This window comes from Colidextribacter sp. OB.20 (genome assembly GCF_009911595.1).
Lineage (GTDB): Bacteria > Bacillota > Clostridia > Oscillospirales > Oscillospiraceae > Lawsonibacter.
Genome location: NZ_QWKG01000019.1, coordinates 18,057 through 39,478 on the forward strand (window position 1 = coordinate 18,057; position 21,422 = coordinate 39,478).

The window sequence follows — 21,422 nt, forward strand, 5'->3', positions numbered from 1 at the left end:
TTCTTTACAGCCCCCGCTCCGCGGACGGCCATTTTATTTTTTCATTATGTCATTATTCCCAAAGAATGTCAAGAAATCAGGCGGACAGAAGCATTGTAGCTCCTGCCAATTTTCCGCGCCTTCAGACGGAAAATTTTGCGGCAAAAAATCTCAATTTCCTGTTGACAAGCGTGGTGTGTTCTTGTATAATGAATGAGCTGTCGCAAGAGCGAAAGCAAACCGGGGAGCATAGCTCAGCTGGTAGAGCACATGCCTTACAAGCATGGGGTCACAGGTTCGAGCCCTGTTGTTCCCACCATTAGACCCCCTTTCCCCCGGAACTACCTGGCGCGGTAGTTCAGTTGGTTAGAACGCCGGCCTGTCACGCCGGAGGTCGAGGGTTCAAGTCCCTTCCGCGTCGCCATTCCTTCTTCTTCCGCCCGGCGGGTTTATCCCGCCGCCGGATGAAGCAAAGGCATTTCCCTGTCGCCACTCGCCTCTGTAGCTCAGTTGGTAGAGCAGAGGACTGAAAATCCTCGTGTCGTTGGTTCGATTCCGACCGGAGGCACCATCCCCGCAGGCTGTCCCTGCGGGGAGCTAATCGCGAGTGTAGCTCATCTGGTAGAGCGCCACCTTGCCAAGGTGGAGGTAGCGAGTTCGAGCCTCGTCACTCGCTCCAAAACATCGGAGCAAAGTCCTTTTCGCTTTGCTCCGATGTCATATCCCCCGCAAAGCAGCATATCTTAGAATACGGACGGCGCCATAGCCAAGTGGTAAGGCAGAGCTCTGCAAAAGCTCCACCCCCAGTTCGAGTCTGGGTGGCGCCTCCATACAAACGTAAAGCACCGCATGAAAATGCGGTGCTTTACGTTTGTATCCTTTTTGGGATATACATCTGACTGCTGCCGTCAGCAAGAGGCTGCGTGCTTGCCCAAGCCGGACAAGCACGCAGCCTCCCTTCATGCTGTCTTCAAATATTGCCGGATTGAGGTCCTCTTTTACACGCTTTAGGGGCTGACCAGATTCAGGCCCATGCCCCAGGTGGCGTCCCGGCCCTCCCGGGCGCCGGCGGTGAGCTGCTCATAGTCCTGATTCTGGAGGCCGGTTGTCGCGGCCTGCCGCCAGACGGGGTCGTTGCCGGACACATAGTAAACCACGCTCCAGCCGGTATCGGTCTTGACCAGCTCCGTATCCCCCGCCTTGCGGGCGCTGTCCAGAGCCCAGTCCTTGATCCCATCATCCTGGGAGGAGCTGGAGGTGAGGTTGGAGATCAGTCCTCCGTTGGAGGCGCTGTTGGAGTTGGCCAGGGCGGCGAAGGAGTCCTCTGTGGCGTCCCCCGCCTTCCACTCGTCCAGCAGGGACTGGGCCTTGTCCTCCGCCTCGCTGAACTGGGCGGAGGTGGGGTCGGCGATGCCGTCTCCAGCCTGAACAGGGATGCTCCGCAGGGTGTGGGTGGGCTCTTCGTCCCGCAGCCGGTCCTCAAAGACGGCCACATAGTAGTAGTAGGCGGTGCCGGACTCGCTCTCGGTCAGGGTGACATCCCCCGTCTTTCGGGCGCTGTCCAGCAGCCAGCCGGCGTAGCTGGAGTAGAGGCTGAGGTTGGAGCCGGTGACCCGCTGGGAAAGGGCAGAGGAGTAGGCCTTGTCCTCATACTCCTTGGCGATGTCCTCCGGGTCGGCGCCCCTCTCCAGCTTGGTCTTGACCTCCTCAGCCAGGGCCTTCTGCTCGGTCTTTTGGGCCTCCAGCTGGGCGGACCTCTCCTCATCGGTCATCTCAATGGGGTTGCCCTGCTCGTCGGCAGTGGGGACATAGGCCCGGAAAGCGAACTGGCTGTAGACAATGGTGTCCAGCTCGTCGGCGTGCTCCTTATAATAGGCCTCATAGTCGGCGTCCGGGTGGTCAATGGCGTCCAGCCTGGTCTGGGTGTAGTCGGCGGCCAGATACTCCATGCCGGCCAGCTCAACCAGCCGGCTGTAGGTCATATAGGGGCCGTAGTTGGCCTTGACAAAGGCGTCCCGGCTGGCGTAGCCGTAGCCCATCCAGGCGGAGTCCAGCTGGCGGACAAAGCTGTCCAATGCCTGCTGAGCCTCGGAGGAGAGGGTGTGGCCCTCCTCCTTCGCCTTGGCGGCCAGGGCGTTGTTGTCGATCAGGCGGTCCCGAGCCTCGTCCATCAGAAAGTCAAACCAGGTGGTGGCGCTCTCGCTGCCCACCTTCTGCTTTTTGACGGAGACGTTGGGGTCGAAGGCATACTGGCTGGCGTAGCTGCTGTAGACGCTGTTGTAGTAGTACTGCACGTCAGCGGCGGTGTACTTTTCGCCGTTGATGCTCAGAGCGGTGAGATTGCGCTGGAGCAGGCCGCTGTTCCAGACCAGCAGGACGACTGCGGCCACAGCCACGATGATGCCGATGGCGCTGTACAGCGCGATAGAGCGGCGCTCCTTTTCCTCCTCCTGGCGGCGCTTCTCGCTGCGGGAGACCTTTTTCTCAGGGGATGCACTCACAGTTGATTCAGTCCTCTCATTTTCAATAGTAGACGGGAAATACCCTGGGGTATTTCCGAGGTATTATACTAAAAACCGCCTCTGATTGCAAGAGGCGGCGAGGAGTTTTACATTTTGTTTATAAATAAGAAGCTGTACCAATAGCCGAAGCATTCAGATTCGCGAGGCAAAATTGCCGGTGGCAAGGCGAAAAATCGCAGGAATACTTTGTGTATTTCAAGATTTTCCAACGCGGCCAGCGGTAATTTTGACCGCAAAGCTGGGCGCTGAGACTATTGGTACAGCTTCTAAAAAAGACCGCGGCGCACCGCCGCGGCCAAAATGCCAGGAAAACTATGGCTTTTTTTAACCCCGCTCTGGCCGTGTGAACCCAATTAAAACCTGCACGAATGGCAGGTGGGTCGCCTCCACAGCGTTTTTCTGCTTCCAACGTCCAGCTGACCTCATAAGGGGGCCGGGAGGCCTGCAAGCCGCGCCGTGAGGTGGGCGTCCCGTTTTAAAAATGTGGGTTTAAAAGAGCCCATCACGCACCGAGCAGGAATTGGTTACTCCTCGTCTTCGTCCTCCTCCGCGAAAAACCGCTCCATGAACAGCTCATACACCTCTTCCAGCTCCTCGTCGGAGTCCAGGGTGGACAGCAGCTCCTCGCCGTTCTCCTCGATGGCCTTCATAATGACCAGGCCATACTCTTCGTCGTCGGCGTCCACGTCCTTGGGCTCGCCGGTGGCCTCGTCCTCCTCCACGGCGGGGAACATAGCGTAGTAGGTGACACCCCGGTGCTCCAGGGTATCCACCAGCTCCAGCTCAAAGTCGTTGCCTTCCTCGTCTGTGACGGTGATAAAGTCGGGGCCGAAGCTCTCGTCCATAGTGAGGTGTCCTCCTGTGCTTTGTTGCCTCTATTTTACCCCGCCTGCGGAAAAAATGCAAGGGGGGAATGCAGGTAAATTTTAAGAATCTTTGAAAATTCGCGGTTTGGAAAATCCATGGGTGGACAAACAAGGAAAATCTGGTATAATACCTGTGTCGGAGGTATTTACCATGTCAGAATACAGCGATCACAACTCTATATATGAGAACAGCGACTACCCCTCCCGCAGGCAGGCGCCCGGCCGGGAGCGGCAGTCCGCCGGGAGCGGAGGGTCCAAAAAGCACAGGCGCTGGAAGAGGCGCAACCCCGTGCTGCACGTTCTGGGCATCCTTTTTAAGGTGCTGGGCACCCTGCTGCTCATCGGCCTGTGCACCGGGGCAATTATGGCCTGCTTTGCTGCGGTGTATATCAACGAGGTCATCGTCCCCATCGCCGACCTGAGCATGGACGACTTCCCCCTGGGGGAGAACAGCATCATGTACTATAAGGACAAGGCCACCGGGGAGTACAGAGAGATGACCACCCTGCTGAACATGACCAGCCAGATCTGGGTAGACTACGAGGACATGCCCGAGTATCTGAAGCAGGCCGCCGTGGCCATTGAGGACAAGCGCTTCTGGACCCACCCCGGCGTGGACTGGCGGGGGACGGGCAAGGCGGTGCTGAGCATGTTCACCGGCGGCGACGTGTCGGGCGGCTCCACCATTACGCAGCAGCTGCTGAAAAACATGACCAATTATGATGAGGTCACGGTAAAGCGGAAGATTATTGAGATTGTCCGGGCCCTGCGCTTTACCCAGAACAACAGCAAGGACGCCACCCTGGAGCGGTATCTGAACATCATTCCCCTGGGCAACAAGTACGGGGGCGGCGGCTCCTATGAGGGGGTTGGGGCGGCGGCCCTGGGCTACTTCGGCAAGCCCGTGTCCGAGCTCACCCTGGCCGAGTGCGCCAGCCTGATCTCCATCACCAACAACCCCTCCAAATACGGCCCCTACTCCTTCGCCAAATCCCAGGGCAAGAACACCGAGGAGATCTGGGACGCCCGGCGCTGGAACAAGTACCGCCAGGAGGTGGTGCTCCAGTGCATGCTGGAGCAGGAGATGATCAGCCAGGAGGAGCACGACGCGGCGGTGGCCCAGGAGCTGGTCTTTGTCAAGGACCAGAGCACGGACGGCGGCGGCGAAATCTACACCTGGTATGAGGAGACGGTCCGGTCCGACGTGAAGGAGGCCCTGTCAGAGGCCTACGGCTGGTCCGAAAAGCAGACCAACCAGGCCCTGGCCCGGGGCGGCCTGCGCATCTACACCTGCTTCGATCCGGACGCCCAGGCCATTGTGGACGAGATCTACACCAACCGGGACAACCTGAACTACACCTCCAAGGACGGCCAGCTGATGCAGTCGGCCATCGCCGTCATCGACAACGAGAGCCACAACCTGGTGGCCATTGCCGGTCAGTTCGGGGAGAAGACCAAAAACCTTTTGGGCAACTACGCCAACGATGGACACCGGCCCTCCGGCTCCTCCATCAAGCCCCTGTCGGCCTACTCCCCCGCCATCGAGTTCGGCAAGATCACCCCCTACAGCGTGGTGGACGACTACCCCTATCAGATGATGGGGGGCCGGGCCTGGCCGGTGAACTCGGGCACCGCCCATTACCGGGGCCGCACCGTCATCTATGACGCCCTGCGCCGCTCGGTGAACACCATCGCCGTCCGTCTGGTGGGCGACATGGTCACCCCGGAGGAGAGCTTCAAATTTGTCCAGGACAGGTATCATATCGACCTGGAGCCCGGCCGGATGGTGGGCAATGAGTGGAAAACCGACATTGGCATCGCCTCTCTGGCCCTGGGCGGTCTGACCAACGGCACCAATGTCCGGGATATGGCTGAGGCCTACTCCGTCTTCCCCAACGGGGGATACTACAACTCCTCCCTCACCTTCACCCGGGTCACCCAGATGGTGGACGGCAAGGAAATTCCCCTGCTGGAGATTGTCCCGGAGGAGGAGCAGGTCATCAAGGAGACCACCGCCTGGTATATGAACGAGATGCTCCAGGGCGTGTGGAACGGCACCGGCGGCCGCAACAACATCAAGGGACAGCACTCCGCCGGCAAAACGGGCACCACCAGCGACGACTTCGACCGCTGGTTCGCCGGCTACACCCCCTACTACACCGCCGTGGTGTGGACGGGCTATGAGCGCAATCAGAAGATGATTACCCGGAACTATGAGAACCCCGCCCTGACGCTGTGGAACAAGGTGATGACCCGGCTCCACGAGGGCCTGCCCGACAAGAACTTCCCAGACCCCGGCGGGCGGCGGACCATCACCTACTGTCTGGACTCCGGCATGCCTGCCGGCCCCTACTGCGCCCTGGATCCCCGGGGCAGCCGGGTGGCCAGCGGCTCCATCTTCCCGGGGGACTACCCCGAGGGACAGGCCTGCACCTTCCACCAGGCGGAGAGCGCGGTAACTGTATGCCTGGACTGCCCGGTGCTCAAGGAGGACGGCACCCCCACAGGGCTGTACCACCAGGCAGGAGAGTTCTGCCCGGAGGACCGCAGGCAGGAGATTTGCTACCCCAACTTTGTCCGGGAGCTGGTGGGCTCCGCCACGGCGGACGACGAAATGTGGCGCTTTGAGAACGTCTCCGTCTACGGCCCCTGCACAGTCCACACCACAGAGCCTATTGTGGACCCCGTGGACCCCAACAATCCCTTCGATCCCAATAACCCCTGGGGCCCCAGCGACCCGAACCAGCCCGTGGACCCCAGCAACCCCAATCAGCCTGCGGACCCCAACGACCCGAATCAGCCCACAGACCCCAGCAACCCGGACCCGCCCGTGGACCCCAATAACCCGGGCTCGGTGCTTCCCGATGTTCCGGTGCTCCCGCCGGACCCGCTGCTCCCCTCTGACGATATGGTGGGCTAGGACAGACCATTCAGCGCCGCAGGACACCCCTGCGGCGCTGTTCTGTCTCCTACTGTATGATATGACAAAAAAACCGGGATTTTTAGCGAAAAAGTTTCGCCCTTTAGACGGGTTTTTGGGTTGCGGGCCGGAGGCTCTTGTGCTACAATAGACCACGTTCCAAAAACAAATGGCCGCACAACACGGACAATATCTCTGCGTAGACTGGAGGAGAGCTATGAGCGGGGCGGCAAAATACTTCATCGTAGAGGCCGGCGCCATGCCGGAAATTTTCCGAAAGGTGGCTGAGGCCAAGCGTCTGCTGGAGACAGGAGAGGAGCGGACCGTCAACGGCGCGGCCCAGGCGGTGAGCATCAGCCGCAGCGCCTTCTATAAGTATAAGGACGCGGTGCGGCCCTTCAACGACATGCTCCACGGGCGCATCGTCACCTTCCAGGTGATGCTGAAGGATGAGCCGGGGGTGCTGTCCGGGGTGCTCAACGTCCTGGCAGGCACCGGGGTGAATATCCTCACCATCAACCAGAGCATTCCGGTCAACGGCTGCGCGGTGGTCACCATGACGGCGGAGACCTCCGCCCTGCGGGATTCCCTGGAGGAGGTGCTGGCCCACGTCTCCGCCGGCGCAGGAGTCATCAAGTGCGAGATCCTGGCGGGGTAAAAAGCTGAAGGCAGTCTGTAGGGGCGCATGATAGCCGCCCCTACAGACGACAAAATAAATTCTGGAGGAGAAAAAAGAATGGTAAACGTAGCGATTTTGGGCTTTGGCACCGTGGGCTCCGGCGTGGCCGAGGTGCTCACCACCAACGGCGGCATCATTGACCACCGGGTGAACGACCTGGTGCGGCTGAAATATATTGTGGACGTGCGGGACTTCCCGGACAGCCCCTATGCGGACCTGTTTGTCAAGGATTTCGCCGTTCTGGAGAACGACCCGGAGCTGGACATTGTGGTGGAGACCATCGGCGGGGCGAAGATCGCCCTGGATTTCACTACCCGGGCCTTAAAGGCGGGCAAGAGCGTGGTCACCTCCAACAAGGAGTTGGTGGCTGCCCACGGCTATGAGCTGCTTCAGCTGGCGAAGGAACACGGGTGCAGCTATCTCTTTGAGGCCAGCGTGGGCGGGGGCATCCCCATTCTGCGGCCTCTCACCTCCTGCCTGGCCGCCAACGAGCTGGAGGAAGTCACCGGCATCCTCAACGGCACCACCAACTATATCCTCACCCGGATGATCAAGGCGGGGCTCACCTTCGACCAAGCTTTGGCCGAGGCTCAGGCCAACGGCTATGCGGAGAAGGACCCCACCGCCGACGTGGACGGCCACGACGCCTGCCGGAAAATCTGCATCCTGGCGGCTCTGTCCTTCGGTCGGCACGTCTACCCCGACCAAGTGCCCACCCAGGGCATCCGGCAGGTCACTCTGGAGGACGTGGCCTACGCCGACTCGGTGGGCTATAAGATCAAGCTGCTGGGCCGCTGCCTGCGCCAGCCTGAGGGCAGAGTGTGCGCCTTCGTCGCCCCCCACCTGGTGCCCGGGGACAACCCGCTGGCCGGGGTGGAGGACGTGTTCAACGCCATCGCCGTCACCGGCAACGCCATCGGCGACGTGATGTTCTACGGCCGGGGCGCAGGCAAGCTGCCCACCGCCTCCGCCGTGGTGGCCGACGTGATCGACATCGCCAAGGACCTGAAGAAGGACCGGCACAACGGCTGGGAGGAGGGTGCCCCCGACCTGGTGGTATCCGCCGACATCCTCAGCTCCCCCTGGTATGTCCGGGCTCGGATGTCTGTTGACGAGGCGAAGAAGCGCTGCGGCGACATCCAACTGCTGGCCCGGAGCGGCGCCCCCGCCGGGGAGGCGGCCTTCCTCACCGCCCCCATGACTGAGCCGGAGCTGAGAGAGAAGCTGTCCGGCGCGGATGCAGGCTCTGTGTTCCGGGTGCTGGCCTGAGAGGACGCGGGCGCATAGAATAGAAAAAGGCTCCCCCCTTGTGGGGGAGCTGTCAGCCGCAGGCTGACTGAGGGGGACGCCCTTCCACCGTTTTATGGCTATCGTCCCCCCTCCGTCACGGCTTCGCCGTGCCACCTCCCCCACAGGGGGGGAGGCGGGGTAAAACGATTTAAACCTTTAGGGGGAATACCATACATGGCTCTGATCGTACAAAAATTCGGCGGCAGCTCGGTGGCCGACGCGGACAAGGTCCGCAATGTGGCCCGTATCGTCACCGAGACCTACCGCAAGGGACACAGTGTGGTGGTGGTTCTGTCCGCACAGGGGGACACCACCGACGACCTGATCGAAAAGGCCCGGGAAATCAACCCCAAGGCCTCCAAGCGGGAGATGGACATGCTGCTTGCCACCGGCGAGCAGATTTCCATCGCCCTGTGCGCCATGGCCATCGAGCGCATGGGCTATCAGGTCATCTCGCTCACCGGCTGGCAGGCTGGAATGCTCACCGACTCGTCCTACTCAGCCGCCCGGATCAAGCGAATCCGCACCGAGCGCATTCAGAAGGAGCTGGATAAGCACAAGATCGTCATTGTGGCCGGCTTCCAGGGCATCAATAAGTATGACGATTTCACCACCCTGGGCCGGGGAGGCTCCGATACCTCCGCCGTGGCCCTGGCCGCCGCCCTCCACGCCGACCTGTGTCAGATCTATACCGATGTGGACGGCGTCTACACAGCCGATCCCCGGCGGGTGAAGGGGGCCTATAAGCTGGAGGAGATTACCTTCGACGAGATGCTGGAGCTGGCCAGCCTGGGCGCTCAGGTGCTCCACAACCGCTCGGTGGAGATGGCCAAGCGGTACAACGTCAATCTGGAGGTACTGTCCAGCTTCAGCGGAAAGCCCGGTACAAAAGTGAAGGAGGTCGTCAAGAAGATGGAAAAAACACATGTCAGCGGCGTGGCCAAGGACAAGGACGTAGCCCGGGTTGCTCTGGTGGAGCTGGCCGACCAGCCCGGTATCGCATTTAAGATTTTCTCCCTGCTGGCCCAGAAGGGCATCAATGTGGACATTATTTTACAGTCTATCGGCCGCGACAACAGCAAGGACATCAGCTTTACCGTGGCCCGGGGAGACGCTCAGGCCGCCCGCGCGGTGATGGAGGAGCACAAGGACTCCATTGGCTTCAAAACGGTGGAGGTCAACGAGCAGGTGGCCAAGGTATCCATCGTGGGCGCCGGTATGGTGAACAACGCCGGCGTGGCCTGCAAGATGTTTGAGGCCCTGTACTCCGCCGGAATCAATATCAACATGATCTCCACCAGCGAGATCAAGGTCTCCGTCCTGGTGGACGAGCGGGACGCCGACCGGGCTGTTCAGGCGATCCACGACCGCTTCTTCAGCGAGTTTGGCAACGCGTAAACAGACAGAAAGAGGGACGGCAGGCGCCGTCCCTCTTGATTTTTTTGATTGACCGGGGTATACTGCCGTTAAGCAAGAGAGGCGGGGCCAAGCCTCAGCAAGTACCCAGGAGGTGAGGCCGATGAGCGCAGGCGAAATCATAGCATTACTTATGCTTATTATTGCGGCGATTCAATTAGGCCACAACCTAAAGAAGTAGCCGCCCCCACGGACTAAGCAGGAAAGCGGCATTTTCTCAAGCTATAAACTTGTTGAAAGATTGACCGCCAACCGGCCCCAATCCGGTTGACCGCCCTCTTGTCCTATATTATAACAGCCCTCCGGCGCTCTGTCAAGCCGGTTTTAGGAGGAGACACCATGCGCTTGTTCGACACCCACGCCCACTATGACTCCGGGGCCTTCAACGCCGACCGGCTGGAGGTTCTGGCCTCCATGCCTGAAAAAGGGGTGGAGCTGATTCTGAACCCCGGCTGTGATCTGGAAAGCTCACAGACGGCGGCAGAGCTCTCGGAGCGGTTTCCCTTCGTCTACGCCGCCGTGGGGGTCCACCCCTCCGACTGCGGTCCCTGGGAGGACAGCTGGCCAGACGCCCTCCGGGCCCTGGCCGCCCGTCCAAAGGTAAGGGCCATCGGGGAAATCGGCCTGGACTACTACTGGAAGGAAAACCCACCCCATGACTTCCAGCAGAAGGTGTTCCATTCCCAGCTGGAATTGGCGGAGGAATTACATCTGCCTGTGATTGTCCATGACCGGGAGGCACACCGCGACTGTCTGGAGGTGGTCCGCGCCCACCCCAATGTCACCGGGGTGTACCACTGCTACTCCGGGAGCCTGGAGGACGCCAAAACCCTGGTGAAGCTGGGCTGGATGCTGTCCTTCACCGGGGTGGTCACCTATAAGAACGCCCGGAGGTCTCTGGAGGTCATCGACTGGCTGCCCATGGACCGGATCATGATCGAGACCGACTCCCCCTACCTGACCCCCGAGCCCTTCCGGGGCAAGCGGAACGACTCGGGCTATGTGTACCGGGTGGCGGAGACCATCGCCCAGGTGAAGGGGATGACGCCCGACGAGGCGGCAGAGGTCACGCTGGAGAACGGAAAGCGGTTTTTCGGGATTGCGCCGTAGGTCGCGACGACTCCGGCACGCCGTTATTTGAGAGGCGGCGGGCCGAGGTCGTCTCGCCCTGCACACAGGAAAGGAGCAATATTAATGACCATTACCTATGAATACGAGGGCGCGCTGTACGTCAACCTGACCAACAGGTGCAACTGCGCCTGTGAGTTCTGCCTGCGTCAGGGCAAGGCCCAGGGCTCCATTTATACCGAGGACTCCCTGTGGCTGGAGCGGGAGCCCACCAGAGAGGAGGCCCTGGACAGCTTCCTCAGCCGGGACGTGTGCTCCTATCGGGAGATCGTGTTCTGCGGCTACGGCGAGCCCACCTACCGCATTGACGACCTGCTGTGGCTGGTGGACCGGCTGAAGGAGAAGTTCGGGGACAGGCTTCCCCCGGTGCGGATCAACACCAACGGCCACGCCAACCTCATCAACGGCCGGGATGTCTGTCCTGAGCTGAGGGGCCGTATCGACACCCTGTCCATTTCGCTGAATGCCGCCAATGCCTCAGACTATGCGGCCATTTGCCACCCTGCGCAGGGTGAGGCGGCCTGGCAGGCCATGCTGGACTTTGCCAGAAAGTCCGCCTCCTATGTGCCCAACGTGGTGATGACCATTGTGGACAAGGACAAGACTCCCCAGGAGATTGAGACCTGCCAGAAGATCGCCGAGCGCCTGGGGGTGAAACTGCGGGTCCGGAGCTTCATTGATTCCTGACCGCTGATTTTAGCACTCCGACTGTCTGTTTGTGAACGAAATGTAAATCCTTTCAAATCAACCCCAAATTTTTTGAAATTGGGGGTTGATTTTTTTGCTGAAAGCGGTTATTATCTTAGATGAAGTTAGCACTCAAAAGAATTAAGTGCTAAGTCAAGCATTTGTTGATCCTAAAAAATTAAGCTATATAAGGAGGAACCCGTTATGAAACTCAAACCCCTGGCTGACCGCGTCATCGTGAAACTGGTGGAGGCTGAGGAGACCACCAAGGGCGGCATCATTCTCACCGGCGCCGCCAAGGAGAAGCCCGAGGTGGCCGAAGTGATTGCCGTCGGCCCCGGCGGCACGGTGGACGGCAAGGAGGTCGTCATGACCGTGCAGGTGGGCGACAAGGTCATCACCAGCAAGTACTCCGGCACCCAGGTCAAGCTGGACGGCGAGGAGGTCACCATCGTCCGCCAGAACGATATCCTGGCAGTTGTGGAGTAAGACCCTTAGGGGCCCAGCAATTCCCGAAGGATTGTGTAGGGCGCGACCACTGGGCGCGCCGTTACAAACAAATTGGCGGTACACATACGGCGCGCCGAGGTCGTCGTGCCCTACGCCAAACCTGAAATGAAATTTTGGAGGTAATGCTTTATGGCTAAAATTATTTGCTACGGCGAGGAGGCCCGCAAGGCGCTGGAGAAGGGCGTCAACCAGCTGGCCGACACCGTGAAGATCACCCTGGGCCCCAAGGGCCGGAACGTGGTGCTGGACAAGAAGTTCGGCGCTCCTCTCATCACCAACGACGGCGTGACCATCGCCAAGGAGATCGAGCTGGAGGACCCCTTTGAGAACATGGGCGCCCAGCTGGTGAAGGAGGTCTCCACCAAGACCAACGACGTGGCCGGCGACGGCACCACCACCGCCACTCTGCTGGCTCAGGCCATTGTCCACGAGGGGCTGAAGAACCTGGCCGCCGGCGCCAACCCCATGGTCATGAAGAAGGGCATCGCCAAGGCCTCTGCCGCCGCCATCGAGGCCATGAAGGCCAACAGCCAGAAGGTCAACGGCTCCGACGACATCGCCCGGGTAGGCACCGTCTCCTCCGGCGACGAGACCATCGGCAAGCTGATCGCCGAGGCCATGGAGAAGGTGGGACACGACGGCGTCATCACCATTGAGGAGTCCAAGACCGCCGAGACCTCCTCTGAGGTTGTGGAGGGCATGGAGTTCGACCGGGGCTATATCACCCCCTATATGGTCACTGACACCGAGAAGATGGTGGCCGAGCTGGACGACGCCCTCGTCCTCATCACCGACAAGAAGATCTCCAACATCCAGGAGCTGCTGCCCATTCTGGAGCAGGTGGTCCAGTCCGGCAAAAAGCTGCTGATTATCGCCGAGGACGTGGAGGGCGACGCCCTGTCCACCCTGATTGTCAACCGCCTGCGCGGCACCCTGAACGTGGTCTGTGTCAAGGCCCCCGGCTTCGGCGACCGCCGCAAGGAGATGCTCCAGGATATCGCCATCCTCACCGGTGGCCAGGTCATCTCCGCCGACGTGGGCCTGGAGCTGAAGGAGGCCCAGATGAGCATGCTGGGCTCCGCCCGTCAGATCAAGGTCACCAAGGAGAACACCACCATCGTCAACGGCGCCGGCTCCTCCGAGGAGATCAAGGCCCGCATCGGCCAGATCAAGAGCCAGATTGAGGTCACTACCTCCGACTATGACAAGGAGAAGCTCCAGGAGCGGCTGGCCAAGCTGGCCGGCGGCGTGGCTGTCATCAAGGTGGGCGCCGCCACCGAGGTGGAGATGAAGGAGAAGAAGCTGCGCATTGAGGACGCCCTGAACGCCACCCGCGCCGCAGTGGAAGAGGGCATCGTGGCCGGCGGCGGCACCGCCTACCTCAACGCCATCCCCGCCGTGGAGAAGCTGCTGGCCGAGACCGAGGGTGACGAAAAAACCGGCGTCCAGATTGTGGCCCGGGCCCTCACCGCTCCCGTGAAGCAGATTGCCGCCAACGCCGGCATTGACGGCGCTGTGGTGCTGGCCAAGATTCAGGAGTCCGGCAAGACCGGCTACGGCTTCGACGCCTACAAGGAGGAGTACTGCGACATGATCCCCGCCGGCATCGTGGACCCCACCAAGGTCACACGCTCCGCCCTGGAGAACGCCGCCTCCATCGCCTCCGTCCTGCTGACCACCGAGTCCCTGGTGGCCGACAAGCCCCAGCCCCCCGCTCCTCCCGCTGCTCCCGCCCCTGACATGGGCATGTATTAAGCTGAATTTTTTGAGAGCCCGGCACTAGGTGCCGGGCTTTCTCTGTATCGGTCTTGTCGGTCATTTGATCGGGCGGCAAGCCCAGCCGCCACGCCCTGCCAGTGATTGCTGGTTTTGCAAACTTTCACATTCCGCTTTACATCAGGATTGTTCTGACTTATAATGCTGTCAAGAAGATGATGTTCCAGGAAAAACGAGAGATTTCAAGATTTTGAGGCCTTCTTTTTCCTCTGTTCTGTCTGGAGCATCTTAAACGGAGGCTTATATGGATATCAACCAGTTTTTCACAAGGCTTGATACTTTTTTTGCAAACAAGGAAATGGCGGAAGCGGAAACCTACATGGAAGAAAGCTTAAAGGCCGCGGAACACAGCGGAGATCTCAGCTCCGCCATTGCGATCTGCAACGAGCTTGGAGGATATTACCGCAAACTGTCCCGGTACAAGGAGGGCGCAGCGCTTTACGAAAAGGCCATTGCTTATTTAGAGCAGCTCGGCCTTTCCGGCAGCGAACACTACGCCACCACCCTGATGAATTACGCCACAACCTGCACACAGGCCGGTGAAAGAGAAAAAGCCCTTGCTTTTTTCCAGAGAGCCGCCGGGATTTTCACGGAAAAAGGGATGGCCGCGGATTACCGCATGGCTACGTTACATAATAATATCAGCTCTCTGTACCAGGACGCCGCGGATCTCCCAAACGCCGAGAAGCACTTGCAGATGGCCCTTTCAATTCTGGAAGGGCTGACGGGGACCGAATTGGAGGTCGCGATCACCTACACGAACTGGGCGCAGCTCTGCCTTGCCTCGAACCGGCTTGACGGCGCTGAGGAAAAAGCCCTGCTGGCCCTTGCCGCCTTTGAAAAGGCCGGCGGCGGTCAGGACACTCACTATGCCGCGGCGGTCAATGTTTTGGGAAAAATCAACTATATCAAGAAGGACTACACAGCGGCCATAGCCCAGTTCAGACAGGCGATGGAGCTGATTGAGCAGGAGTTCGGCGACGGAAATCTGAGCTATGCCGTTCTTTGTGACAACACCGCCCGCTGTTACACGCAGCTTGGCGATGCCGAGCTTGCCAAGACCTTTGCGGACAGGGCGAAGGCTATTTACGAAAGGGTCAGGGCATGAAGGGACTGGAGCTCGCCCAAAAATATTATGAGGCCTATGGGCGGGAAATGATTGAGCGGGTTGACCCCTCTCTGTTTGCGCGGGTATCCGTCGGGCTTTGCGGGGAAGGCTCCCAGTGCTTTGACTTTGACGATGAAATTTCCCGGGACCACGACTTTGCGCCGGGCTTTTGCGTCTGGCTCAGTGATGAGGACTTCTCCCGTTATGGCCACGCACTGCGGAGGGCGTATGACAGTCTGCCTGACCGCTTCTGCGGATTTTCCAAAGAAAGCATCATCGCGGGGAACCGGCTGGGCGTTATGACCGGAGGGAGCTTCTACCGGCGATTTACAGGAAGCCCCGAGGGGCCCCAGAGCAATATGGATTGGCTTATGACCCCGGAGGCGCACCTGGCCAGCGCCACAAACGGCCGGCTGTTCCACAACCAAAACACTGCCTTTTCCATGACCAGAGAAAAGCTTCTCGCCTTTTACCCTGAAGATGTACGCCGGAAAAAGATTGCCGCCCGTGCCGCCATTATGGCGCAGGCCGGACAGTACAACCTGCTTCGTCTCATCAGGCGGGAGGACAAAGTGGCCGCGAGCCTTGCGTTTGCCCGCTTTGCGGAGGCGTCAATCTCCATGGCACACCTTTTGAACCGGCGATACACCCCCTTTTACAAGTGGGGCTTTTACAATATGCGGACCCTGCCCAAGCTGGGCGGGGTGATTGCGCCCCTGCTCGCCTCGCTGGTTCGGATTCCCGCCCTTATAGGGGAAAAGCCTGCCCCGGTGGTCCACGAGGAGGCGTTTCAGCTGACTGAGGAAATTTGTGCCGCCACAGCGGAGGAGCTGCGCGCCCAGGCATTATCCTATACACCGGACAGCTTTTTGCAGGGCCACATTAGTGAGATCATGGAGGGGATCAAAGACCCGCAGCTTCGGGCAATGCACCCCATGACAGACTGTCATAACTGACCACCAAATGAAAATGAGTAAATCGGAGGGAGCAATATGGATAAAAACAGCAAACTGATTGAAAGCATTATCAATTTAGAGTGGAATATGTTCCAAAAGGTTCAAAATATCGGCGGGAGGGCCGGCTGTCAGGACGACCAAGAGACCTTTACCATCATGCGCCGCAGCCAGTATGAAAACTGGACCGACGAAATGCTGCTCTGTTATTATACATATGCTGTCTCCTGTGAGGAGAACGGCAGAAATCTGATGACGGAAAAATATGGCCGTATGATGGAGTATACCGATCCGCAGTACTATCAGGAGCACATCGCGGACTATATGCCCTATGTACCGGAAAAAAACTGCCGCCTGATTAACGAAATCGTAGAAGCTATGGTCGGGTGGGGAGAGGATTTTGCGAGGCAGTACCCAAAGCTCTCCGGCGCCGGGAGACCGATTACCGCGGCCGGCGACAGCACAGGCTGTACCTCACAGGAAACCTATGAGCGGGGCGAGCTGGCGACCTACCCGACCGAGCTTTTGGAGCTTTACGCCGCCTATCTCAAAGAGCTCAAGGCACAGGGGAGGTCGCTCGCCGTCATGATCCAGGAGACCATGGTCCGTCTCTACGGCTATAAGACCATTGACGAGGCTGAGGCGAGGCTGTAACACGGTGGAAGCGACCTAAACAGGCCCTAATCATTTAACAGCCGCGCGGAGATCATAGACGCCGCGTTTTTCTCCACTGAGTTGAGAATGAATCCGGCCAAATCGCAGGCATAGAAGAACCCTTCGGTTCTCAGCCCCTGCCGGCAGATATGCGCCTCCAGGGCTGCGTAGCCCTCTGAAATATCCCATCGGCCCCGGCAGCAGACATATAAATAGTTCCCGGCGGGCTTCTCCATGTAATAGGGGAAGTCCGCTTTTTCTTTGAGCCGGGTGTAGAGGTGGCTGATGGCCCTCGGTCCGCCCTGTTCCCCCGGCCGGTGGATGGCACCCAGCTGAAAATCCGTCCGCACCCCATACTGGCCGCACAGCGCCCGGCAGCGCTCCAGTACGGATATCAGCATCTCTTCCTCGCTGGCCGCCGGAGACATCAGCCCCTCCAATTCCCTGGCGGGAATTGCCAGCAGGTGCTCCGCGTCAAACCAGGCGGTCTGCGGAACCATGTCCGGCCCAAACTCCAGATTGCGCAGAGCACTGGACAGCACAAAGTCCATGTGCTCCAGCTTCTGCCGTTCCGCCTCCAGCCGGGACCGCTGCTCCCGCAGCAGGTCCATGGTTTGGGCGGCGTCCTGCCCCCGGAGACAGCGGCGGATCTCTTCCAGGGGTGTGCCCGTCTGGCGGAAGATGGAGATGGCGTAAAAATCATAGAACTGCTCCGCGTCGTAGTAGAAGTAGCCGTTGTCCCCCCGGTGGGCCGGGAGGAGCAGTCCCACATCCTTGTAGTGCCGCAGGGTCTCCTTGGTTGTGCCGCACAGGGCGGCGAAGGCCCCGGAGGTCAGCCAGCCTTTTTTACGTTCCATAAAAATTTCCTCCCAAAATGAAAAATACCTCTTGACTGCGTGGCGGCCACACGGTTTATGATACCCCCTGTCAAATAAAACCGCAAGACCAAAAGGAGGAAACCATGGAAACCAAACTGGACTCTTACCACCTGCCTGTCACAGGCAGAAACATCCTGCGCTTCGCCTTCCCCACCATTGTCATGACGGTATTCAACACCTTCTACACCATGGTGGACGGGCTGTTCGTCTCCAACCTCATCGGCATGGAGGCCCTGTCCGCCATCAACCTCACCGCTCCGGCCATCGCCCTGATTACGGCGGTGTCCGGGATGCTGGCTACCGGCGGCAGCGCCGTGGTGATGAAGAAAATGGGGGAGCACAAAGAACAGGAGGCCCGGCAGGATTTTACGCTACTAATCCTCACCAACGCCGTGGTAGGCGCGGTGATGATGGCGCTGGGCTACACCCTCATGGACACCTTGCTGGGGGCTATGGGTCTCTCCCCGGCGGTGTTCAGCTACTGCCACACCTATTTGAGCAATTACCTCCTGTTCACCATCCCCATTTTGCTGATGTATAACTTCTCCCTGTACCTGATTGCCGCCGACAAGTCCACCCTGTCCCTGATCTGCACCGTGGCGGGAGGCGTGACCAACATCATCCTGGACTACGCGCTGATCTCCCTGTTCAACCTGGGCATCCAGGGCGCGGCCATCGCCACTGGCCTGGGCTACTCCATCACCGCCGTGGTGGGCTTTCTGGTGTTTCGGAAGAAAAACAATCTGCTCCACTTTGAAAAGCCGGTCCTTCGGGGAAGCGTGCTGTTCCACGCCTCCACCAACGGCATGTCGGAGCTGGCGACCTCGCTGGTGTCCGGTATCACCACCCTGCTGTTCAATATGGCGATGCTGAAATACGTGGGTGAGGACGGCGTGGCGGCTATCACCATTATTATGTATGTACTTATGTTTGTCAGCGCCCTGTTCATCGGCTACTCCTACGGCGTGGCCCCCATGATCTCCTACTATCATGGGGAGCAGAACCACGATAAGCTGAAAAAGCTGGTGGGATTCAGCGTCCGGTTCATTGTTGGAGTCTCCGTCCTGTGCACGGTGGTCTCCATCCTGGCAACCGTCCCCCTGGTGGGTATCTTCACCCGGCCAGACAGTCCGGTTTATGAGCTGGCTGTTACAGGAAACCGCCTGTGCTCCCTGGCCCTGCTGTTTGTGGGACTGAACGTCTTTGCCAGCGGGATGTTTACCGCCCTGTCCAACGGGGTGGTGTCCGCTGTGCTGGCCTTCTCCCGGTCCTTCCTGTTCACGGTCGCCAGTATCCAGATTATGCCCGTCCTGCTGGGGGGCGTGGCCGGCGTGTGGCTGGCAACGCCGGTGGCCGAGCTGCTGGGGACGGTTATGGCGGCGGTACTGCTGCTGAAATACCGGAAGCGTTACGGATATTGAGCAAAATATTTTGGGGCAAAGGCATTTCTTTCTCTCTCCGTCTGCGGTATAATTTTTAAAACTGACTGAGGAGGCCGTCCCATGCCCCACATCCTGATGATTGAAGACGATACCGACATCAACAACTCCACCGCCGAGTACCTGCGGCGGAAGGGCTGCCAGTGCAGCCAGGCGTTTTCCGGCACCGAGGGGCGCTCGCTCTGGCAGGCGGGCGGCGTTGACCTCCTGCTGGTGGACCTGATGCTCCCGGGGCTGTCCGGCGGCGAGCTGATCGGGGAGATCCGCAAAACCAGCCGGACGCCGGTCATCGTGCTGTCGGCCAAAACGGAGCTGTCCGACAAGGTGGAGCTGCTGGGCCTGGGGGCGGATGACTACCTGACCAAGCCCTACCAGCTGGAGGAGCTGTGGGCCCGGATACTGGTGCAGCTCCGCCACGCCAGCGCCGCTCCTGCCCAGACCCTTCTGCGTTACCGGGACTGGGTGCTGAACCCGGAGGAGATGACCCTCACCGCCGCCGGCCAGCCGGTCAGCCTCACCGCCCACGAGTTCAGGATTGTGGAGCTGCTGGCGGGCCGGCCCAAGCGGGTGTTCACCAAGCAGCAAATCTATGAGGCGGTCTGGCAGGAGGACTGCGCCGTGGAGGACAAGACCATCACCGTCCACATCAGCAACATCCGGGCCAAGCTGCGGCCCAGCGGTACGGACAGCTACATCCAGACCGTGTGGGGCATCGGCTTTAAACTGGCAGAAGGGTGACAACATGTAAACTTTATACTTTCTTTACCTTTTCTTTGCGATGTTTGGGCACTTGCCTGTTATCCTGTCCCTGCAAACAAGAAATCCTGTGGGGCCGCACAGCGCCCGCAGGCGGCTGACCGCCGTCCCTACAGAGTTTTCAAGCAAAAGGAGGTTTTTACATGTCAGTGATACAGACAAGGGGCCTGTCCAAGCGCTACAAAGACAGATGGGCGGTGGACCGCCTGGAGCTGGTGGTGGAGCAGGGGGACATCTACGGCTTCATCGGCCAGAACGGCGCGGGCAAGTCCACCACGCTAAAGCTCCTGTGCGGCCTGGCCCGGCCCACCCAGGGGGAGGCGCTGATCTTCGGCAAGCCGGTCCGGGACTCGGTGGCCCGCCGCCGGGTCGGGGCCCTCATTGAACAGCCGGGGCTCTACCCCGACCTGAGCGGCCGGGAAAATCTGCGGCTCTACGCCGCCCTGCTGGGGCTGGACAATCCGGAGCGGCAGGTGGGGGAAATCTTGAAGACCGTTGGCCTGTCCCCGAAGGAAAAAAAGCCGGTGCGCCACTACTCCATGGGCATGAAGCAGCGGCTGGGGGTGGCTCTGGCCCTGCTGGGCGGACCGGACCTGCTCCTGCTGGACGAGCCCATCAACGGCCTGGACCCGGAGGGCATCCGGGAGATGCGGGAGCTCCTCCTGGGGCTGAACCGGGAGCGGGGCCTGACCATTCTGGTCAGTTCTCACATTCTGGGGGAGCTGAGCAAAATTGCCACCCGGTATGGAATCATCCAGCAGGGACGGATGGTGGAGCAGATCACCGCCGGGGAGCTTGCGCAGAAGTGCACCGACTATCTGCACCTGCGCCCGAGCCAGCCCGAGATGGCGGCAGCTCTGCTGGAGCGTGAGCTCCATCTGAAGCGCTGGGAGATGCGGCCGGAGGGTGAGATTCGCATCTACGAAGCCGCGGACACCAGGGCGGTGGGGCAGATTCTCGCCCAAGCGGGCATCGCAGTGGAGGAGATGGGCCTGCACCGGCAGGACCTGGAGGGCTATTTTCTGGAGCGGATGGGAGGAACGGATCATGTTTAATATGCTGCGTATGGACCTGCGGCGGCTGTTCAAAAGCCGGAGCTTTTACATTGTACTGGGCATTACGGCGCTGCTGCTGATTCTGGTGACCGTTATGGCCCGCTCCCTTTCCGACCCGGAGACCCTGGCCGCTATGGAGGAACAGGGGGCAGAAATCGACGAGTCCGACCGCATGATGAGCGAGTACATCCAAAATATGTCACAGCTGGACTTTATGCATGAAAGCTTGGGCAGCGGCTTTTTGCTGGTCATGACCGGGATTGGAATGACATTGTTTGTAAACGGCGATTTTTCCAGCGGATTTATCAAAAATACCTGTTGTGTCAATCCTCGCCGCCGGGATTATGTCCTTTCAAAAGTTACTTTGGCAGGCATTTACAGTGGGATCATTACCGTTTTATCCGTCCTGCTGATGCTGTTGTCCCCAGTGCTGATCCACATGTACCCGGCGCCGGATTCCATCTCACAGATTTGGCGGTATACCCTTTGGATGTGGCTGCCCCACTGGGCGTTTGCCCTGATGGCCCTGGCCCTGGTCCTGCTGACCAGAAGCACCACCCTGGGAATCATTCTGTCTCTGGTAGCCGGGAGCGGGCTGACGGTCGCCTTTGTGGGGGCGCTGGGCAAGCTGCTGCACTGGCCTCCCCTGGAGCAATTTTTCCTCTCCTCTGTGGTAAAGGGCGGCTACGCACCTCAGAGCGGCATCACCCAAGTGTGGGTGGTTCTGGCCTGTACCTTTGCATGGGCGGCCATTTACGGAATCGGAAGCCTGCTGGCCATGGAGAAGCGGGATATTTAAGGAGGAA

The 21,422-nt window shown here is 59.7% G+C and carries 18 protein-coding genes, 5 tRNA genes and 1 other RNA gene; 20 read left to right on the plus strand and 4 right to left on the minus strand.

Going from position 1 to position 21,422, the window contains the following annotated elements; translation table 11 throughout:
• Window positions 1–222: 222 nt before the first annotated feature.
• The 5 genes from D1641_RS06080 (at window position 223) to D1641_RS06100 (ending at window position 809) form a co-directional block, all read left to right on the plus strand.
• Window positions 223–298: transfer RNA gene (locus D1641_RS06080), tRNA-Val, on the plus strand.
• A 28-nt stretch (window positions 299–326) separates the two neighbouring features.
• Window positions 327–403, plus strand: a tRNA-Asp gene (locus D1641_RS06085).
• Between the two features lie 71 nt (window positions 404–474).
• Window positions 475–550: transfer RNA gene (locus D1641_RS06090), tRNA-Phe, on the plus strand.
• Between the two features lie 32 nt (window positions 551–582).
• Window positions 583–658 (plus strand) — tRNA-Gly (locus D1641_RS06095).
• Window positions 659–735: 77 nt separating this feature from the next.
• A tRNA-Cys gene (locus D1641_RS06100) sits at window positions 736–809 on the plus strand.
• Window positions 810–986: 177 nt separating this feature from the next.
• On the opposite strand, the gene D1641_RS19850 is transcribed toward D1641_RS06100, so the two are convergent.
• The 3 genes from D1641_RS19850 to D1641_RS06115 all read right to left on the minus strand — a co-directional run bounded on the left by D1641_RS19850 (window position 987) and on the right by D1641_RS06115 (window position 3,346).
• Window positions 987–2,480: a peptidylprolyl isomerase gene (locus tag D1641_RS19850; protein WP_160663715.1), complete on the minus strand. Its 1,494-nt coding sequence runs from the start codon at window positions 2,478–2,480 to the stop codon at window positions 987–989.
• A 344-nt stretch (window positions 2,481–2,824) separates the two neighbouring features.
• Window positions 2,825–3,024: non-coding RNA, 6S RNA (gene ssrS / locus D1641_RS06110), on the minus strand.
• A 1-nt stretch (window position 3,025) separates the two neighbouring features.
• Entirely contained in the window at window positions 3,026–3,346 is a 321-nt protein-coding gene (locus D1641_RS06115; protein ID WP_160663717.1) for a DUF1292 domain-containing protein, read from the minus strand.
• Window positions 3,347–3,518: 172 nt separating this feature from the next.
• Here D1641_RS06115 and D1641_RS06120 point away from each other — a divergent pair, with 172 nt between their 5' ends.
• The 11 genes from D1641_RS06120 to D1641_RS06170 all read left to right on the plus strand — a co-directional run bounded on the left by D1641_RS06120 (window position 3,519) and on the right by D1641_RS06170 (window position 16,488).
• Window positions 3,519–6,287 carry a transglycosylase domain-containing protein gene (locus D1641_RS06120; RefSeq protein WP_160663719.1) on the plus strand — a complete coding sequence of 923 codons (2,769 nt, stop codon included), beginning with the start codon at window positions 3,519–3,521 and terminating at the stop codon, window positions 6,285–6,287.
• A 217-nt stretch (window positions 6,288–6,504) separates the two neighbouring features.
• The gene (locus tag D1641_RS06125) at window positions 6,505–6,945 is read left to right on the plus strand and encodes an ACT domain-containing protein (RefSeq protein ID WP_160663721.1); all 441 of its coding nucleotides are present in this window, start codon (window positions 6,505–6,507) and stop codon (window positions 6,943–6,945) included.
• A 78-nt stretch (window positions 6,946–7,023) separates the two neighbouring features.
• The gene (locus D1641_RS06130; RefSeq protein WP_160663723.1) at window positions 7,024–8,235 is read left to right on the plus strand and encodes a homoserine dehydrogenase; all 1,212 of its coding nucleotides are present in this window, start codon (window positions 7,024–7,026) and stop codon (window positions 8,233–8,235) included.
• Between the two features lie 195 nt (window positions 8,236–8,430).
• Entirely contained in the window at window positions 8,431–9,654 is a 1,224-nt protein-coding gene (locus D1641_RS06135) for an aspartate kinase (protein WP_160663725.1), read from the plus strand.
• Between the two features lie 357 nt (window positions 9,655–10,011).
• Window positions 10,012–10,782, plus strand: a complete 771-nt coding sequence (locus tag D1641_RS06140) for a TatD family hydrolase (RefSeq protein WP_160663727.1) — start codon at window positions 10,012–10,014, stop codon at window positions 10,780–10,782.
• 84 nt (window positions 10,783–10,866) lie between these two features.
• Window positions 10,867–11,487 carry a TatD family nuclease-associated radical SAM protein gene (locus D1641_RS06145; RefSeq protein ID WP_160663729.1) on the plus strand — a complete coding sequence of 207 codons (621 nt, stop codon included), beginning with the start codon at window positions 10,867–10,869 and terminating at the stop codon, window positions 11,485–11,487.
• A gap of 204 nt (window positions 11,488–11,691) precedes the next feature.
• Window positions 11,692–11,976: a co-chaperone GroES gene (locus D1641_RS06150; protein ID WP_160663731.1), complete on the plus strand. Its 285-nt coding sequence runs from the start codon at window positions 11,692–11,694 to the stop codon at window positions 11,974–11,976.
• Window positions 11,977–12,126: 150 nt separating this feature from the next.
• Window positions 12,127–13,752 carry a chaperonin GroEL gene (gene groL / locus D1641_RS06155; RefSeq protein ID WP_160663733.1) on the plus strand — a complete coding sequence of 542 codons (1,626 nt, stop codon included), beginning with the start codon at window positions 12,127–12,129 and terminating at the stop codon, window positions 13,750–13,752.
• A 265-nt stretch (window positions 13,753–14,017) separates the two neighbouring features.
• Window positions 14,018–14,881 carry a tetratricopeptide repeat protein gene (locus D1641_RS06160; RefSeq protein ID WP_160663735.1) on the plus strand — a complete coding sequence of 288 codons (864 nt, stop codon included), beginning with the start codon at window positions 14,018–14,020 and terminating at the stop codon, window positions 14,879–14,881.
• Window positions 14,878–15,837: a DUF4037 domain-containing protein gene (locus D1641_RS06165; protein WP_160663737.1), complete on the plus strand. Its 960-nt coding sequence runs from the start codon at window positions 14,878–14,880 to the stop codon at window positions 15,835–15,837. The genes D1641_RS06160 and D1641_RS06165 overlap by 4 nt, the downstream gene beginning before the upstream one ends.
• Window positions 15,838–15,873: 36 nt before the next feature.
• Entirely contained in the window at window positions 15,874–16,488 is a 615-nt protein-coding gene (locus tag D1641_RS06170) for a DUF4125 family protein (protein ID WP_160663739.1), read from the plus strand.
• A 26-nt stretch (window positions 16,489–16,514) separates the two neighbouring features.
• Here D1641_RS06170 and D1641_RS06175 read toward each other — a convergent pair whose 3' ends face one another.
• Window positions 16,515–17,345, minus strand: a complete 831-nt coding sequence (locus tag D1641_RS06175; RefSeq protein WP_160663741.1) for a MerR family transcriptional regulator — start codon at window positions 17,343–17,345, stop codon at window positions 16,515–16,517.
• Between the two features lie 104 nt (window positions 17,346–17,449).
• Here D1641_RS06175 and D1641_RS06180 point away from each other — a divergent pair, with 104 nt between their 5' ends.
• The 4 genes from D1641_RS06180 (at window position 17,450) to D1641_RS06195 (ending at window position 21,415) form a co-directional block, all read left to right on the plus strand.
• Window positions 17,450–18,787 (plus strand): MATE family efflux transporter, encoded by a 1,338-nt coding sequence (locus D1641_RS06180; protein ID WP_160663743.1) that lies wholly within the window; start codon window positions 17,450–17,452, stop codon window positions 18,785–18,787.
• Window positions 18,788–18,868: 81 nt separating this feature from the next.
• On the plus strand, window positions 18,869–19,543 hold the full coding sequence (locus D1641_RS06185; protein WP_160663745.1) for a response regulator transcription factor: 675 nt from the start codon (window positions 18,869–18,871) through the stop codon (window positions 19,541–19,543).
• A 161-nt stretch (window positions 19,544–19,704) separates the two neighbouring features.
• Complete coding sequence (locus tag D1641_RS06190; protein WP_160663747.1) at window positions 19,705–20,616, plus strand: ATP-binding cassette domain-containing protein; 912 nt, start codon at window positions 19,705–19,707, stop codon at window positions 20,614–20,616.
• The gene (locus D1641_RS06195; protein ID WP_160663749.1) at window positions 20,609–21,415 is read left to right on the plus strand and encodes a hypothetical protein; all 807 of its coding nucleotides are present in this window, start codon (window positions 20,609–20,611) and stop codon (window positions 21,413–21,415) included. Before D1641_RS06190 ends, D1641_RS06195 begins: the two co-directional genes overlap by 8 nt.
• Window positions 21,416–21,422 lie beyond the last annotated feature (7 nt).

Bases quoted from the DNA above. Each gene is read 5' to 3' on its own strand.
- D1641_RS06115 (WP_160663717.1), bottom strand. From the start codon at position 3,346: ATGGACGAGAGCTTCGGCCCCGACTTTATCACCGTCACAGACGAGGAA.
- D1641_RS06120 (WP_160663719.1), top strand. From the start codon at position 3,519: ATGTCAGAATACAGCGATCACAACTCTATATATGAGAACAGCGACTAC.
- D1641_RS06125 (WP_160663721.1), top strand. From the start codon at position 6,505: ATGAGCGGGGCGGCAAAATACTTCATCGTAGAGGCCGGCGCCATGCCG.
- D1641_RS06130 (WP_160663723.1), top strand. From the start codon at position 7,024: ATGGTAAACGTAGCGATTTTGGGCTTTGGCACCGTGGGCTCCGGCGTG.
- D1641_RS06135 (WP_160663725.1), top strand. From the start codon at position 8,431: ATGGCTCTGATCGTACAAAAATTCGGCGGCAGCTCGGTGGCCGACGCG.
- D1641_RS06140 (WP_160663727.1), top strand. From the start codon at position 10,012: ATGCGCTTGTTCGACACCCACGCCCACTATGACTCCGGGGCCTTCAAC.
- D1641_RS06145 (WP_160663729.1), top strand. From the start codon at position 10,867: ATGACCATTACCTATGAATACGAGGGCGCGCTGTACGTCAACCTGACC.
- D1641_RS06150 (WP_160663731.1), top strand. From the start codon at position 11,692: ATGAAACTCAAACCCCTGGCTGACCGCGTCATCGTGAAACTGGTGGAG.
- groL (WP_160663733.1), top strand. From the start codon at position 12,127: ATGGCTAAAATTATTTGCTACGGCGAGGAGGCCCGCAAGGCGCTGGAG.
- D1641_RS06160 (WP_160663735.1), top strand. From the start codon at position 14,018: ATGGATATCAACCAGTTTTTCACAAGGCTTGATACTTTTTTTGCAAAC.
- D1641_RS06165 (WP_160663737.1), top strand. From the start codon at position 14,878: ATGAAGGGACTGGAGCTCGCCCAAAAATATTATGAGGCCTATGGGCGG.
- D1641_RS06170 (WP_160663739.1), top strand. From the start codon at position 15,874: ATGGATAAAAACAGCAAACTGATTGAAAGCATTATCAATTTAGAGTGG.
- D1641_RS06175 (WP_160663741.1), bottom strand. From the start codon at position 17,345: ATGGAACGTAAAAAAGGCTGGCTGACCTCCGGGGCCTTCGCCGCCCTG.
- D1641_RS06180 (WP_160663743.1), top strand. From the start codon at position 17,450: ATGGAAACCAAACTGGACTCTTACCACCTGCCTGTCACAGGCAGAAAC.
- D1641_RS06185 (WP_160663745.1), top strand. From the start codon at position 18,869: ATGCCCCACATCCTGATGATTGAAGACGATACCGACATCAACAACTCC.
- D1641_RS06190 (WP_160663747.1), top strand. From the start codon at position 19,705: ATGTCAGTGATACAGACAAGGGGCCTGTCCAAGCGCTACAAAGACAGA.
- D1641_RS06195 (WP_160663749.1), top strand. From the start codon at position 20,609: ATGTTTAATATGCTGCGTATGGACCTGCGGCGGCTGTTCAAAAGCCGG.